The sequence below is a fragment of the Streptomyces sp. NPDC006458 genome (assembly GCF_040612135.1).
Lineage (GTDB): Bacteria > Actinomycetota > Actinomycetes > Streptomycetales > Streptomycetaceae > Streptomyces.
This window is the reverse complement of the sequence record NZ_JBEXPR010000039.1, coordinates 1-12,860: the sequence shown is the minus strand read 5'-3', so window position 1 is coordinate 12,860 and position 12,860 is coordinate 1. Positions and strand designations below refer to the sequence as shown.

At 73.8% G+C, this 12,860-nt stretch carries 15 protein-coding genes and 1 pseudogene; 9 read left to right on the top strand and 7 right to left on the bottom strand.

Features of this window, described 5'->3' with window-relative positions:
- Nucleotides 1–56: 56 nt before the first annotated feature.
- From ABZZ79_RS35245 to ABZZ79_RS35225, 5 genes are all read left to right on the top strand, one after another.
- Nucleotides 57–749, top strand: a complete 693-nt coding sequence (locus ABZZ79_RS35245) for an SDR family NAD(P)-dependent oxidoreductase (protein ID WP_356695953.1) — start codon at nucleotides 57–59, stop codon at nucleotides 747–749.
- 231 nt (nucleotides 750–980) lie between these two features.
- A complete protein-coding gene (locus ABZZ79_RS35240; protein ID WP_356695951.1) occupies nucleotides 981–1,592 on the top strand; it encodes a sigma-70 family RNA polymerase sigma factor in 612 nt (203 codons plus the stop codon).
- Nucleotides 1,593–1,721: 129 nt separating this feature from the next.
- Nucleotides 1,722–2,549, top strand: a complete 828-nt coding sequence (locus ABZZ79_RS35235; RefSeq protein WP_356695949.1) for a hypothetical protein — start codon at nucleotides 1,722–1,724, stop codon at nucleotides 2,547–2,549.
- A 109-nt stretch (nucleotides 2,550–2,658) separates the two neighbouring features.
- Nucleotides 2,659–3,090 carry a hypothetical protein gene (locus tag ABZZ79_RS35230; RefSeq protein WP_356695947.1) on the top strand — a complete coding sequence of 144 codons (432 nt, stop codon included), beginning with the start codon at nucleotides 2,659–2,661 and terminating at the stop codon, nucleotides 3,088–3,090.
- A 441-nt stretch (nucleotides 3,091–3,531) separates the two neighbouring features.
- The gene (locus ABZZ79_RS35225) at nucleotides 3,532–4,476 is read left to right on the top strand and encodes a hypothetical protein (protein ID WP_356695945.1); all 945 of its coding nucleotides are present in this window, start codon (nucleotides 3,532–3,534) and stop codon (nucleotides 4,474–4,476) included.
- A gap of 346 nt (nucleotides 4,477–4,822) precedes the next feature.
- Here the strand turns inward: ABZZ79_RS35225 and ABZZ79_RS35220 are convergent, their stop codons facing one another.
- Nucleotides 4,823–5,278, bottom strand: coding sequence for a DUF3618 domain-containing protein (locus ABZZ79_RS35220; RefSeq protein ID WP_356695944.1), 456 nt, complete (start codon nucleotides 5,276–5,278; stop codon nucleotides 4,823–4,825).
- Complete coding sequence (locus ABZZ79_RS35215) at nucleotides 5,275–5,637, bottom strand: phage holin family protein (RefSeq protein ID WP_356696045.1); 363 nt, start codon at nucleotides 5,635–5,637, stop codon at nucleotides 5,275–5,277. Before ABZZ79_RS35215 ends, ABZZ79_RS35220 begins: the two co-directional genes overlap by 4 nt.
- Before the next feature lie 319 nt (nucleotides 5,638–5,956).
- Between ABZZ79_RS35215 and ABZZ79_RS35210 the strand changes: the two genes are divergently transcribed.
- The 3 genes from ABZZ79_RS35210 to ABZZ79_RS35200 all read left to right on the top strand — a co-directional run bounded on the left by ABZZ79_RS35210 (nucleotide 5,957) and on the right by ABZZ79_RS35200 (nucleotide 8,777).
- Complete coding sequence (locus tag ABZZ79_RS35210) at nucleotides 5,957–6,646, top strand: adenosylcobinamide amidohydrolase (protein ID WP_356695942.1); 690 nt, start codon at nucleotides 5,957–5,959, stop codon at nucleotides 6,644–6,646.
- 100 nt (nucleotides 6,647–6,746) lie between these two features.
- On the top strand, nucleotides 6,747–7,115 hold the full coding sequence (locus tag ABZZ79_RS35205; RefSeq protein WP_356695940.1) for a UBP-type zinc finger domain-containing protein: 369 nt from the start codon (nucleotides 6,747–6,749) through the stop codon (nucleotides 7,113–7,115).
- Nucleotides 7,116–7,409: 294 nt separating this feature from the next.
- Nucleotides 7,410–8,777, top strand: a complete 1,368-nt coding sequence (locus ABZZ79_RS35200) for a pyridoxal-dependent decarboxylase (RefSeq protein WP_356695938.1) — start codon at nucleotides 7,410–7,412, stop codon at nucleotides 8,775–8,777.
- A 38-nt stretch (nucleotides 8,778–8,815) separates the two neighbouring features.
- Here the strand turns inward: ABZZ79_RS35200 and ABZZ79_RS35195 are convergent, their stop codons facing one another.
- The 3 genes from ABZZ79_RS35195 to ABZZ79_RS35185 form a co-directional block, all read right to left on the bottom strand.
- Entirely contained in the window at nucleotides 8,816–8,992 is a 177-nt protein-coding gene (locus ABZZ79_RS35195) for a hypothetical protein (RefSeq protein WP_356696049.1), read from the bottom strand.
- A gap of 10 nt (nucleotides 8,993–9,002) precedes the next feature.
- On the bottom strand, nucleotides 9,003–9,359 hold the full coding sequence (locus tag ABZZ79_RS35190; RefSeq protein WP_356695936.1) for a PRC-barrel domain-containing protein: 357 nt from the start codon (nucleotides 9,357–9,359) through the stop codon (nucleotides 9,003–9,005).
- 71 nt (nucleotides 9,360–9,430) lie between these two features.
- Entirely contained in the window at nucleotides 9,431–10,537 is a 1,107-nt protein-coding gene (locus ABZZ79_RS35185) for a LysR family transcriptional regulator (protein ID WP_356695934.1), read from the bottom strand.
- 99 nt (nucleotides 10,538–10,636) lie between these two features.
- Between ABZZ79_RS35185 and ABZZ79_RS35180 the strand changes: the two are divergent.
- Nucleotides 10,637–11,092, top strand: a pseudogene (locus tag ABZZ79_RS35180) (snapalysin family zinc-dependent metalloprotease); the annotation flags it as partial.
- Between the two features lie 149 nt (nucleotides 11,093–11,241).
- On the opposite strand, the gene ABZZ79_RS35175 reads toward ABZZ79_RS35180, so the two are convergent.
- Nucleotides 11,242–11,967: a GNAT family N-acetyltransferase gene (locus ABZZ79_RS35175; protein ID WP_356695932.1), complete on the bottom strand. Its 726-nt coding sequence runs from the start codon at nucleotides 11,965–11,967 to the stop codon at nucleotides 11,242–11,244.
- Nucleotides 11,968–12,211: 244 nt separating this feature from the next.
- Nucleotides 12,212–12,682 carry a hypothetical protein gene (locus ABZZ79_RS35170; protein WP_356696043.1) on the bottom strand — a complete coding sequence of 157 codons (471 nt, stop codon included), beginning with the start codon at nucleotides 12,680–12,682 and terminating at the stop codon, nucleotides 12,212–12,214.
- Nucleotides 12,683–12,860: the final 178 nt, after the last annotated feature.

Here is a 12,860-nt window from a genome sequence, read left to right as displayed (position 1 = left end):
GAATCCAACCCCCGGAGGCCGTCTCCCGGCCGTCGGGCCGAGGCGGGAGCTGAACCATGGACATCGAAGGAGCACGCGTCCTGGTGCCCGGAGCCAGCGGCGCCATCGGGGGCGCCCTGGCCGTACGACTGCACGGCCTGGGCGCCCGGCTCGCCCTGGCCGGCCGCGACCCGGCGTCCCTGGCGCGGGTCGCCGGGGCCTGCGGGGGAGCGCCCGTCCGCCGGTTCGACGCCTACGACCTGGAGGGATGCGCCCGGACCGTTCCCTGGGCGGTGGCGGAAACGGGCGGGCTGGACGCGGTCGTCGTCTGCGTCGGAGTCGCCGGGTTCGGCCCGGCCGACGCGGTGGAGGACACCGTTGCCGAACACCTCCTCACGGTCAACGCGCTCGCCCCCGTGGCCTTTCTGCGCGCCGCGCTCACCGTCGTACCCCCGGGCGGGGCCCTCGCGGCGGTAACGGGCGTCGTGGTCGACGCCGCCCCGGCGGGCATGGCGGACTACGCGGCCTCGAAAGCGGCGCTCGCGGCGTGGCTGGCAGCGGTCCGCCGCGAGCGCCGGCGCACCGGCGTGGCCGTCCTGGACATCCGGCTGCCGCACGTGGAGTCGGGATTCGCCGCCCGAGCCGTCGTCGGCACCCCGCCCACCCTGCCCCGGGGCCGGACGGTCACCGAGGCGGTGGACACGATCGTCGAGGCCCTGGTCCAGCCCGCTCCGGCCTCGGTCACGCACGGCTCGCACGGGCCACGGTGAGACGGCCCGCACGCGGCCCCGCACGCGCTCCAGGCAAAGCGATGCAAAGGCGCTGCGAGTTGTAGGAGGAGCTCCGCCGCAGCACGGTGGAGATGCCGCGGTCGCTCCGGGCGACGACTGTCCGGCGGGCACCCCGACGGGCGCCCGGCGGACGGTCGAAGCAGTGTCGGCGCGTGCCGACCACCTCCGGTGCGAGGCGGCCCGGCCACCGCCGCACGAGGAGTGGACACCATGAGCGCAGCGCAGGCCCCCGAGCGCGTCACCGACGCCGCCCCCGCGCGGACCAGGGGAGGGGACCACCCGGACGACGAACTGGCCGCCGGTTTCGTCGCGGGCGACGAGACCTGCCTGGAAGCCGTCTACCACCGGTGGAGCGCGCTGGTGTACACCCTGGCGTGCCGCTCCCTGGGCGACGCCCGGGAGGCGGAGGACGTCACCCAGACGGTGTTCCTGGCCGCGTGGCGGGGACGTGCGGGGTTCGCTCCGCAGCGCGGCGCCCTCGGCGCGTGGCTGGTCGGGATCACCCGGCGCAAGATCGCCGACGCGCTGTCGGCCCGGACGCGCCGCGCCGAGCTGGTGGCGGCCGCGGGGACGCGGCTGTCCCTGGAACCCGTCGACCGGCACGCGCCGGACGCCGTACTGGACCGCATCGTGCTGACCCGGGAGCTGTGCAAGCTTCCGCGGGCCCAGCGGCGGGTGCTGACCATGGCCTTCTACGACGACCTCACCCAGACCCAGATCGCCGAGCTCACCGGCTGGCCCCTGGGTACCGTCAAGAGCCACGCGCGGCGCGGCCTGCTGCGGCTGGCGCGCTGCCTGGAGGCCGACGCCGTCCGCGGGTGAGGGGACTGCCCTCGTGGTGGTCCAGATCGTGCCGTGCGGACTCACCCGTACGGGCCGTGCGGGCTGGTGGGCGGGGATGGCCGGTGGTGCGCTGGGGGCATCGTCCGTGATCCCCCGGAGGCTTTCGTCATGATCCGTCGTCCCTCCCGTCCCGCTCGTGTTGGCGTCGCCGCCCTGGCAGCGGGAGTCCTGCTGGCCACCGGGGCCTGTTCGGACGACGGCGGCGAGGAGACGACGGCCGGGCAGTCCACCGGATCACCCACCGCGACCCCCTCGGGTGCCACCGCGCGCGCCACGCCGTCCGGCGCCCTGACCGAGGCCCAGGCGAAGACGGCGCTGATCACGGAGGCGGACATCGAGGACGACTGGACGCAGGTCGACGACGCGGAGAAGTGGCGGGACACGCTGCTCGCCGGCACCGTCGACGTCGACGACTTCCTCACCGGCAAGGCGGACGCCGCCGACTGCCAGCGGCTGCTGGACGGCCTGTACAGCGAGGATCTGCTCGGCAAGCCGTCCGGGGCGTCGGCGCTCACCGGTTTCGAGCAGGACGACTCCCGGCTGCTGTACCAGGTCGCCGCGTACACCGGGTCCAGCCTCGACGACTCGATGGACTGGCTGAAGTCCCTGCCCCAGAAGTGCGACGAGTTCACCGCGACCGGTTCCGGGGACTCGAACAGCACCGTCCAGGTCATCGGGGCCTCGCTGCCCGACCAGGGGGACGCCCGGCAGGGGCTGGAGGTCACCGTCCAGGGCACGGCCGACGGCGCTCCGACGACGCTGACCCTGAACGTCGGTGTGGTGCGCGTCGGTGACGACGCGATCACCGTGACGGCGGGCGGGCCGGACGGCGGGCAGCCGGACTCCGTCGACGCCGCCGTGGAGCAGGGCACCGGCCGGCTGGAGACCGTGCTCAAGGGCGGTACGCCCGCCCCGTCTCCCACGCAGGGCTACTGACCGGCCCGGCGGCCGTCGCACATGTGCGCAGGAGAGCCGGGAGCCGGTCACGTTTCGGCCGGGCCGAGGTGGATGATGTCTGCACATCGACAACCACCTCGGGGGGACGATGAATTCCCGCACCGCCATGCCCGCACTCGGCCTGCTGCTCATGGCCGTGACCGCCTGCGGGTCCGGGAGCGGCGAAGGCGCCGCGGCGGTCGGCGACGAGGCCGCCTGCAGAGCCGCCTTGAGCCGGCAGGCCAAGGAGTTCGCCCAGGCGGGCGGGCCCCCCGCCGATGCCGAGGACCCGGCCGCCTGCGCCGGTCTGGACGACCGGACGCTCAAGCGCGTCCACAACGAGATCATCGGCGAGGTCGTGGGCAGCGACGAGTTCCGCGAGCAGGTCGAGGACTCCCTCGGGGACCCCGTCGAAGGGGGCCTCCCCGAGCCCACGGACGTGATCGGGACCCCCGGCCTCGATGGTCGCGAAGACGAACTCGGTGAGCTCCAGGACGAGATGGACGCGATGGAGAGCGCACTCGCCACCGCGTCCCCGTGACCCCGTCCGGGCCGACGGCGTGGCCCGTACCGGTTCACGGCGAGGGATGACCCGGCCGTGTGCGGGTACCCGCGTCCGTACACCGGCCGAGTGCCCGTGCGGCCGGTGTTCGTGTCGTCCACCGTCTCAGGAGGTCCGCCGTGCCAGGCATGCTGGAGAAGCTCAAGCGGTTCAGCCGGAGCCCGCAGGGGCGTCGCGCCGCGGAACAGGTGCGTCGCGCGTCCGCCGACCCTCGGCGCCGGGCCCAGGCACAGCGGCTCCTCGGCAGGCTGCGGGGACGCCACTGAGGGCGCGGTCCGGCCGTGATGACCAGGACCGGGCGTCCCCCGTGGCGTCGTGCCCCGCATCCGTCCGACCGTCGAGAAGCGAATCGCCGGACCACACAGGTCCGGACGGCGTGACCGACGCGGGTCGACGGGTCTCGGCCCCGAGGAGGCGAGCATGCAGGGTGTGACGGCGTACGGAACACAGGAAGCTGACTCCTCGGGGAACGACCGCACCGCTGGGCACGACGCGCAGTCGGTGCCGGAGAACGCCACGGACACCTTCCGGGCCTGGCGCGGCATCGGGCTGCGGACCATGTCGGCGATGCTCGTCCTGTCGCTGCGGCGGGTGGGAACCCGCGCCTTCGAGGCCCACTGCCAGTGGCCCCGCCTGCATCCCCTCAACGAACGCCGCATTCCCGTCGCCCATCACCCGCTGATCATGGTGGAGTCGCTGCGCCAGCTCGCCGCGCTGCTGGACCGCGGAGACACACAGCAGGACGCCGCCCTGGAGCCCGTCTCGGTGCGGCTGGGGCTGCGGGCCGGCGCCCAGCCGCTGGAGTCCGGCGACGCCACCGACGTACAGGTGCGGCTGACCGTGACCGATATCGCCCGCGAGGGCGCGAGGGTCGTCGCCTGCCGGGTCTCGGGCGACTGTCTGCACGACGGCACCGCGTTCGGCTCGTGCACCATGCGTCTGGTCCGCCGTGCGCGGGGCACCGGCGTCCAGCCGTCGGCCGACGCGGTGCCGCCCGTCGGTCTGCTGTATCCCACCGCGGAGGCGGTGGGAGCCGCGGCCGAGACCGATGTCCTGCTGGCCCGCACCCCCCAGGGCCGGCTCGCGCTCGCGCCGCGTGACCCCGGGCACCCGGTGTACCTGCCCGGACGGCCGCCCTTCCTTCCGGCGGCGGCGCTACTGGAAGCCGGACGCCAGGCGATGCTGCTGGCCTCGGGGAGGACGGCCGCCGCCGTGACCGGCCTGAGCGTGGACGTGCACAGTCCCGTGCCGAGCGGCGGCGGCGCCTTCATGGAGCTGACCGGGCAGTCCCTCAGCGCCCGATTCGCCGTCCTCGCCGACGGACGGGCGGCGGCGACGGGGACGGTCGGTCTGCTGGGGGCCTGAGCGGCGACGGCGGACGGACGGCTCCACCGGCCGGGGCGAGGCCACCACGCGAACCGATCGCACGGCCCGCCGGTTCACCCACTCACCCAGGAGTACGGCGCCGCGCCCGTCCGGCTCCCGTCCCCCTGCCCGTCCGGCTCCCGTCCCCGCATGCTGCCTCCCGCCCCCGCATCCCTGCGCAGCCCTTCCTCGGGTGAGCGCGGTCGTCGCGCAACTCTTCCTCAGGTGAACTGAGTCGTCCCCGGCGCGCGCGGCCTGCCGGGCTGCAGAAGCGGGCGAGTGGTGCGGCGACGTGCCGCACCACTCGGGGAATGTGCCCCGGACGGCGGGTGTTCCCGCCGTCCGCTCACCGCTTGCCGCTCCTGGGCCGGCACACCAGCCACACGAGCACGGCGCCGCCCGCGACCGCCGTCAGCACCACGGTGCGACGGCCCCGCAGCGCCGGCGCCCCCCGGGCCGCCGTCCGGCGCACCGGCTCGGGCATCTTGTCGCCGATGAGATGGCCGGCCTGGGCGGTCTTCGCCCGAGCCTGCCGCGAGACCTCGCCCGCCTTGTCCTTCACGGGGTGGGCCACCTTGTCCTCCACGACATGGGTGACATCGGCCGCCTTGGTCCTCAACTGTCCCGCCTTCGCGGCCGCCTGCTGCCTGACCTCGGCCGCCTTCTGCCGTGCCCTGGCCTGGACGTCGGTCTTGGCGGCCAGTGCCTGGACCGTCCGGCCGAGTTCGCCACGGACCTCCTCGACCTGCTCGCGCAGTTCGTCGGAGGAGGCGGACTGCCCGTCCTGGGATGGCTGGTTCATCGTCGTGCACTCTCCTTGATCTCGTTCATGTCGGCCTTGACGCCGTCGATCGCCAGCTGGGGCGTGGGCGGCGAGCCCTGTTTGACCTGCTTCTTTCCGGCGAGGGCCAGAACCGCGGTGACCAGAGCCAGGACAGCGGTGACGATCAGCGCCGCCGCCCAGACCGGCAGCGGCACGGCCAGGGCGGCGACGGCGGTGGCCACCAGGGCCTGCAACGTGAGGAAGCCGACCACGCCGGCGCCGCCGAACAGCCCGCCGCCCCTGCCGTACCGCCTGCCCTTGACCTTCATCTCCTCCTGGGCCAGCCGCAGTTCGCCGCGCATCAGCTCCGTCAACTGCTTCGTGGCGCGCTCCACCAGCTCACTCGCCGACTCTTCGCCGGAGGGCCGCGCAGTGGGCCCGGCCGCGGCGTCGAGGGGTCGTGCACTCGACACGGCGATCACCTCCGTCTCCTGGGTCTGCTTCGATTCCGGTTCGTCGGACTCCGTACGGTCGCGTGAGGCCGCTCGCGTACGTCGTGAGGTCGCGAGTACCCCGAACCGGTGGGATCACGGCATCCGATCCGAGGCGGCGCCGGATGCCCGGACTCCGGGGGACCGCGGCCTGCCCGGCCGACGGACCTCGCGGGCCGCCGCATAGGATCAGCCGGTCCCCGTCACGCCAAGGAGTGTCCGCCCGGTGAGCGCCGTCGTCCCGCCCCGTACCGCCGCCGGTCCGCTGGAGGTACGGGAGCTGACCCGTGTCGAGGACGGCGAGACGCTGCACGCACTGCTGTGGCGGGCGGGCGGGCGGGCGGGCAGCGGCTGGCGGATGGCCAGCAGCGCGGTCCTGGGCGGCGGACTGGGGGAGCGGTCCCGGGTGCTCAACGCACAGGTCTCCCACGGCTACCGCCGCACCGACCCGGACCGGCACCTCGCCGAACTGGCGGCGGAGGCCGGCGTGTACGGATCCGGGGTCGGGCTCATGACGGCCGCCGACGTCCGGGCGTACGGCCGCGCGCACGACGGCGGTGTCCACGCCGTCGCCACCGCCGGACTCGGCGTGCGCGGCTGGGCCGCCGCGCCGGCCGAGGGCGCGGCCGGGCAGACCCCGCCGGGCACGATCAACATCGTGGTCGCCCTCCCGGTGGCCCTCACCGACGCGGCCCTGGTCAACGCGGTCGCCACCGCCACCGAGGCCAAGGTCCAGGCCCTGCTCGAAGCCGGGTACGACTGCTCGGGGACACCGACCGACGCGGTGTGCGTGGCCGTACGCCGGCCCGGTGCCGGAGCGGAGGCCGTACCGTTCGCCGGTCCCCGCTCCGTGTGGGGCGCCCGGCTGGCCCGCGCGGTGCACGGAGCCGTACGCGCCGCCGCGCCCAACCCGTGACGACCGCGCTCCCGGCCGCCCGTCGCCGGGGGCGGCGCATCCGTTCACGGCCCTGACAGGGAACTCGACGCAGCGAGACCATCACGCGAGGAGGGAAGCCATGACCGCCCACGCGCCCGGCGACGACACGGCCGGCCCGTCGACCACCCCGCCCCGCACTCACTGGCAGGTCGCGCCGGACGCCGGCCGCCGCACACCCCCGCACTGCGCCCATCTGGACGCGGCGGCCGTGCCCCGCGATCTGACAGGGCCGGCCTGCGCACAGTGCCTGGCGCGAGGCTGGACCTGGCGGAGGCTGCGCTGGTGCGCGACCTGCGGGCACGTCGGCTGCTGCGACAGCTCCCGAGGCGCCCACGCCCATGCCCACCACGCGCGGACGGGTCATCCCGTCGCCGTGTCCCTCGCCGCGGACGAGGACTGGGCCTGGTGCTTCGTCGACGAGGTCTTCCTGATCCCGGCCGCCTACTGAGCGCGAGCAGGGAGCGTTCTTTGATTCTTTGCCCGAAGAGGTCCGGAAGTGTCTGGTCTCGGGCCATCGCCGTGGGGGCATGGCGTGGCAGGGACGAGGCGGCGGGTTCGTGCCCATCATCGCCGAGTGCCGCACGCCGCTGCGCGAGCCGTCCGGCAGGCCCAGGCGGCCGGATTCCGTAAGCGGCTGACCAACTCGCCACTGATCTAAGGCAGGCGCCCACTGGGGGCGGGGCTCGTCGAGAGGTCACTGCTCCGCTTGCACGCCGACGTGCGCGGTCCCATAGTGCGAGGTATGGAAGCGCGTGATGCGGCGCTCTCCCAGGCCTACCGCCACGCCGAGCGCTGGCTGGCCGGACTGTCGGACCGTCCGGTTCCCCCGCGTGCGCGGGTCGAGGACATCGTGCGGGCGCTCGGGACGGATCTGCCCGCCGGGCCCACGCCGGCCGCCGAGGTGATCGATCTGCTCGCCACGGCCGGTGAACCGGGCCTCGCGGGCTTCCCCGGCGGCCGCTTCTACGGCTTCGTGATCGGCGGCACCCATCCCGCCGCCCTCGCCGCCGACTGGCTGGTCAGCGCCTGGGACCAGAACTGCGTGATGCGTGCCGTGTCCCCCGCCTGCGCGGCGGCGGAGGACATCGCCGGCACCTGGCTGCTCGATCTGCTGGGCCTGCCCTCGGACAGCGGGGTCGGCTTCACGACCGGTGCCACCATGGCCAACTTCACCTGCCTCGCCGCAGCACGGGACACCGTGCTGCGCCGGGTCGGCTGGAGCGTCGTCCGTGACGGGCTCGTCGGCGGGCCGCCCGTGCGGGTCGTCGTCGGCGAGGACCGCCACATCTCCGTCGACCTCGCCCTGCGCTACCTCGGCCTGGGCACCCCCGAATCCGTACCCGCCGACGGTCAAGGGCGTATCCGCCCCGACGCCCTGCGGCAGGCGCTGGCCGCCGGTCCGCCACGGCCCACGATCGTGGTCCTGCAGGCCGGAGACATCCACACCGGCGCCTTCGATCCTTTCGAACCCGCGATCCACCACGCCCGGGAGGCGGACGCCTGGGTGCACATCGACGGCGCCTTCGGGCTCTGGGCCGCCGCCAGCCCGAAGTACGCCACCCTGACCTCGGGCTGCCCGGCCGCCGACTCCTGGGCCACCGACGCCCACAAGACCCTCAACGTCCCCTACGACTGCGGTCTGGCGATGGTGCGCGACGCGGCGGCACTGCGGGAGGCGATGGGCCACCAGGGCGCCTATCTGATCCACGACACCCGCGGCGACCCCGTCGACACCGTCCCCGAACTCTCCCGCCGCGGACGTGCCTTCCCCGTGTGGGCGGCCCTGCGCTCCCTCGGCCGTTCGGGGGTCTGCGACCTCGTCGACGGACTGTGCCGGCACGCGGCCGCGTTCGCCCGCGGCATCGCCGCCATCGAGGGCGCGATCGTGCTCAACGACGTGGTCTTCACCCAGGTCTGCGCCGCCTTCGACAGCGACGCCCGCACCGACCGGGTCATCCAGCGGCTCCTCGACGAGGGCACCACCTGGATCAGCGGATCCACCTGGCGCGGCCGCCGGGTTCTGCGCATCTCCGTCAGCAACTGGTCCACCACCGACGACGACGTCGTACGGACGCTGGACGCCCTGCGGCGTGCGGCGGCCGACGCGTAGGCCAGGACACGGCGCCGCGACGCGGAGGCGGTACGTGATCAGCGCACGGGACGGCGGCCCGTGCGGCGCAGTCGCGCGAGGGCCAGCACCAGGGCCGCCCCGAAGACGACCGCCCCGATGGCCAGCAGATACGTCAGTCCCTGGACCACGGCGCCGACGAGGCCGAGGACGACGGCCAGCAGGATCAGGAACAGGAACCAGGCCACTGCGCCCACCGCCTCGGCGTCAGCGGCGGGCGAGGCGGCGTTCGCCGCTCGCGCCGGGCGCGTATTCGAGCTTGTAGTGGGCGAACACCGGGGGCTCCTCCTCGGCCGCCAGGACTCCGTCGGTGCCGATGGAGGGGGCGCCTTTCACGAGGGACCTGTCGTAGGCGACCTTCACATAGCCAGGGCCGACGGTGGCGTCGGTGAGCGGGACGAAGACCAGCCGGTGCCGGGTGGGCAGTCCCACGGTGACGGTGGCGAACGAAGGCTGGTCCGTGGCGGTGTCGACGTAGACGGATTCGAGCGTGCCGATCTTCTTGCCTCGCTGGTCGACGACGTCGTGGTTGCGCCACTCCCGGATGTCGGCATTCTGGATCATCCTCGGGCCTCCGTATCCCGTGCACCCGCCGTGCGCGGTCCCTGTCGGCCGGGTGACCGCGATGCGGTGGCTCATGCATCCAGGGTGCGGGGAAAGGCCGCACCCCGCTCGACGGAATGATCTGGGGGAGTGCAGGGCCGCCCGGCGTGCGCGGCCACGGTGCCGTCCGAAGTCTCCCCGCCGCGCGCTCCGCGTCGGCGTTCCCCCATGTGTCCGGCGTGCCCGGCGCGGGAGAGGCGGTCGAGGGATGAGTCCGTTCGCCCCAGCCACTCCACATAGGCGGGCGCCGCACGGGCCACCTCCCAGTACGCCGCCTCCAAGGCCGGGTAGGCCTCGTCCAGTTCGGCCTCCGAGCGGGCCGCCAGCAGCAGGCGTACGCCGATCGGGTCGCCCTCCAGGGGGCGGATCGCCAGGTCGGGGCGGGGATGGGCGGTGGGCTGGCTGACGGTGACCACCTCGCCGATGGCGGCCAGGGAGTACGCGCTGAGGTAGTCGCCGTGCAGCAGTTCGGGCTCCAGCCCGGCGGCCCGCAGCACCCGTGACAGGCCGTCCCATTCGCCGTCGACCGTGGAGTCGACCATCCACCGGTCCCCGGCCAGGTCGGCGAGTCGCACCTGCCGCCGTGACGCCGCCGGATGGTCCGCCGAGAGCGTCACGAACTGGGGCTCGCGCTCGACGAGGACGCGCAGGCTGAGCCCCGGCGGGACACGCAGCGGGCTGCCCTCGACCTCGTGCACGAAAGCCATGTCCAGCCGGCCCGTGGCGACCATGGCCAAGAGGGAGTTGGCGGACACGTTCATCTGCAAGGTCGGTTCGAGCCGGGGTGCCCGCGTCCGCAGTCTGCGCAGCCAGCCCGGGACCGCCCGGCTCGCCGTGGCGCCGATGCGCAGGCGGAACCCGCCGGCGGACCGGGCGGCGGCGGCCCTGGCCTCGGTGACGATCGCCGCGAACTCCGCCACCAGCGGTCTGGCCCGGCTCAGGACGACCAGTCCCAGCGGGGTGGGCCGGCAGCCGGTGCGGGCGCGGACGAAGAGCTGGGCGCCGAGCGTGCTCTCGATACGCCGCAGCTGGGTGCTCAACGAGGGCTGGGCCACGCCGAGTTCGCGGGCCGCTTTGTGCAGACTGCCGGTGTCGGCGATGGCGCAGAGAACGCGCAAGTGCCTCACCTCGAGCTCCATGCAGGGAGCGTAGGGCGAGGCGAGGTGCGACACCAGATGTTCAAGTTCCAACGAAAGTGGACGAGTCGGCCACCGATAACTCCGCCCTGTTCCCAAGTGCCATCATCCGCGGCCGGGTTGCCTGCCAGAGAATCTCTGGCAACCGATCGTTCAACCCCGAGCTTCCGCAACCAGATATCGAGCGCCGCCTCCATATGGAACAGCTCGGTGTCGAACGTCAAGCTCCAGGCGACCTCGGGAACCGGCGACTTCGCCTTCTACGAGGGCAACGACCCGCGCGGCTCGTACGCCTCCACCAACGGCCACGGCCGCGGCTACATCTTCCTCGACTACAGCCAGAACCAGCAGTACGACTCCATCCGCGTCACGGCCCACGAGACCGGCCACGTCCTCGGTCTGCCCGACCACTACGGCGGCCCGTGCAGCGAACTGATGTCCGGCGGCGGCCCCGGCCCGTCCTGCACCAACCGCTACCCGAACTCCACCGAGCGCACCCGCGTCAACCAGCTCTGGGCCAACGGCCTCGCCAAGGCCCTCGCCCTGACGGCCCGCTGACCCCTCGCACCTCCCCGGCTGACCCCACACCAGCCGGACCCGGCCGGCTCCCGCATCCCGGCCACCCCGGTACGGACCGCGGCGCCGACCCGCGGTCCGTACCGGTTCGTTCCAGCACCGGTACCAGGCCGGCTCTCGGCCTGAGGGCTCTACGCCGGGATGAGCCGGTCGTCCATGCCGGTCTGAGGACTGGGCTCCGCCGGTGTCCGTGTGCAGGCCGCCCTCGCTCCCGCGGCCGCCAGGCGGAGTTCGATGATGCCTCGGACGGCAGGCCACTCCTCGTCCAGGATCGAGTAGAAGGCGGTGTTGCGGACGACGCCGTCGAGGCCGCGGGAGTGGGCGCGGCGGACGCCCTCGCAGGTCGCGCCGAGGCGTTCGATCGCGGTGCGGGAGCGGAGGTTGCGGGCATCGGCGCGGAAGGAGACGCGGCGGACGCGCCAGGAGTCGAAGGCGTGGCGCAGCATGAGCAGCTTGGCCTCGGTGTTGATGCCGGTGCCCTGGGCCTGGGAGGAGAGCCAGGTGTTGCCGATCTCGGCGGCGTCGGGGACGGCGGAGACCGGGTTGCCCGCAGGGGCGTCGGGCACGGCGGACCACACCAGGGGGCCCTGCCAGTAGTGCAGCCGCAGGAAGCGGGTCGAGCCGACGACGCGTCCGTCGTCCGCCCGGACCACGGCGTACGGCACCGCCCGGCCTGCCGCTTGATCGGCCAGCGCCTCATCCACGTAACCGAGAGTCGCGTCCAGGCCGTGCGGCACGGGTGTGAACGCATACGAGGTCCGGTCCTCGGCCGCGGCCTGGACCAGGCCTTCCACGTGATGCGGAGCGAGGGGCTCCAGCCGCGCCAGGCGGCCGCTGAGTACGAAGGATACGGGCACGGGCCTTCGGTCTTTCTGGGGGGAGGGGCGTGCTGCAACTCACCGGCGCCCCGGTGAGAGGGAAAAGGAAAGGGATGTTCTCGACAGTCCCGCCGCATGAGGAGCGAGGACGTGAAGGACAGTAGAAGGCCACAGGGCGCCCCTCCACAAGCCCCACGCTCCGTTGTCGACCACAGAATTCACCCGGGCTTCCCAGGATGGTCGTGTCCCCCGCTCACCTGCGCCTCCGGGCCGTCCCGCGGACTCATGGGCGTGCCGTGTGATCCGGGTGACCGCGGGTCCGGCGGGCCTCCTTCATCTCCGCCTCGTACAGGTGATCGCGCCCTCCCGCGAGTTCCCGCACCGCGCTCTTCTCCAGCCGCCGGAACGGCCCGTAGTACGTCTCGTCGTAGGCCTCGACGATCTGGAACGTCCAGTGGCCGGGGATGACGTTGCGCCCGAGGATCTCGTCCTCGACCTTGTCGGCCCACTCCGGATGCCCGGCCTCCCGCAGCAGGCGCACCGCGCGGTCCAGCTCGGCATCCGCGCCACCGGTGAGCTGGTGGAAGTCGTAGAGGCGGCCGCGGGCGCGTTCGATGGTCTCCAGCGCCTTGGACAGCGAGCCGAGGGCTTCGACGGTCCTGTCGTCGACGCCGTCAGGCCGTCGGTGCGCGCCGTCGGGGCCGTCCTCGCCCCCCGCCCCGGCCCGACTCGTCCTGATCGGCTCCTGTCGCATCGCCACACGCGCCTCCTGGATGTCTCAGGCCACCGGGTCACCGTCGCCGAGTGCCCGGGGGGCGCAGATTCCACGCACGAGGAAGCGCCGCGGGGCCACCGGCCAGGTGGCCCCGCGGCGCGAACACGGGGCCACCCGCCCCGGGGCGCCCCCGCCGAACCGCCACGGCGCCCGCGCC

Excerpts from the sequence above, each read along its gene's own strand:
- ABZZ79_RS35200 (WP_356695938.1), top strand. The coding sequence starts at position 7,410 with ATGGAAGCGCGTGATGCGGCGCTCTCCCAGGCCTACCGCCACGCCGAG.
- ABZZ79_RS35230 (WP_356695947.1), top strand. The coding sequence starts at position 2,659 with ATGAATTCCCGCACCGCCATGCCCGCACTCGGCCTGCTGCTCATGGCC.
- ABZZ79_RS35185 (WP_356695934.1), bottom strand. The coding sequence starts at position 10,537 with ATGGAGCTCGAGGTGAGGCACTTGCGCGTTCTCTGCGCCATCGCCGAC.
- ABZZ79_RS35190 (WP_356695936.1), bottom strand. The coding sequence starts at position 9,359 with ATGATCCAGAATGCCGACATCCGGGAGTGGCGCAACCACGACGTCGTC.
- ABZZ79_RS35220 (WP_356695944.1), bottom strand. The coding sequence starts at position 5,278 with ATGAACCAGCCATCCCAGGACGGGCAGTCCGCCTCCTCCGACGAACTG.
- ABZZ79_RS35225 (WP_356695945.1), top strand. The coding sequence starts at position 3,532 with ATGCAGGGTGTGACGGCGTACGGAACACAGGAAGCTGACTCCTCGGGG.
- ABZZ79_RS35205 (WP_356695940.1), top strand. The coding sequence starts at position 6,747 with ATGACCGCCCACGCGCCCGGCGACGACACGGCCGGCCCGTCGACCACC.
- ABZZ79_RS35170 (WP_356696043.1), bottom strand. The coding sequence starts at position 12,682 with ATGCGACAGGAGCCGATCAGGACGAGTCGGGCCGGGGCGGGGGGCGAG.
- ABZZ79_RS35240 (WP_356695951.1), top strand. The coding sequence starts at position 981 with ATGAGCGCAGCGCAGGCCCCCGAGCGCGTCACCGACGCCGCCCCCGCG.
- ABZZ79_RS35245 (WP_356695953.1), top strand. The coding sequence starts at position 57 with ATGGACATCGAAGGAGCACGCGTCCTGGTGCCCGGAGCCAGCGGCGCC.
- ABZZ79_RS35235 (WP_356695949.1), top strand. The coding sequence starts at position 1,722 with ATGATCCGTCGTCCCTCCCGTCCCGCTCGTGTTGGCGTCGCCGCCCTG.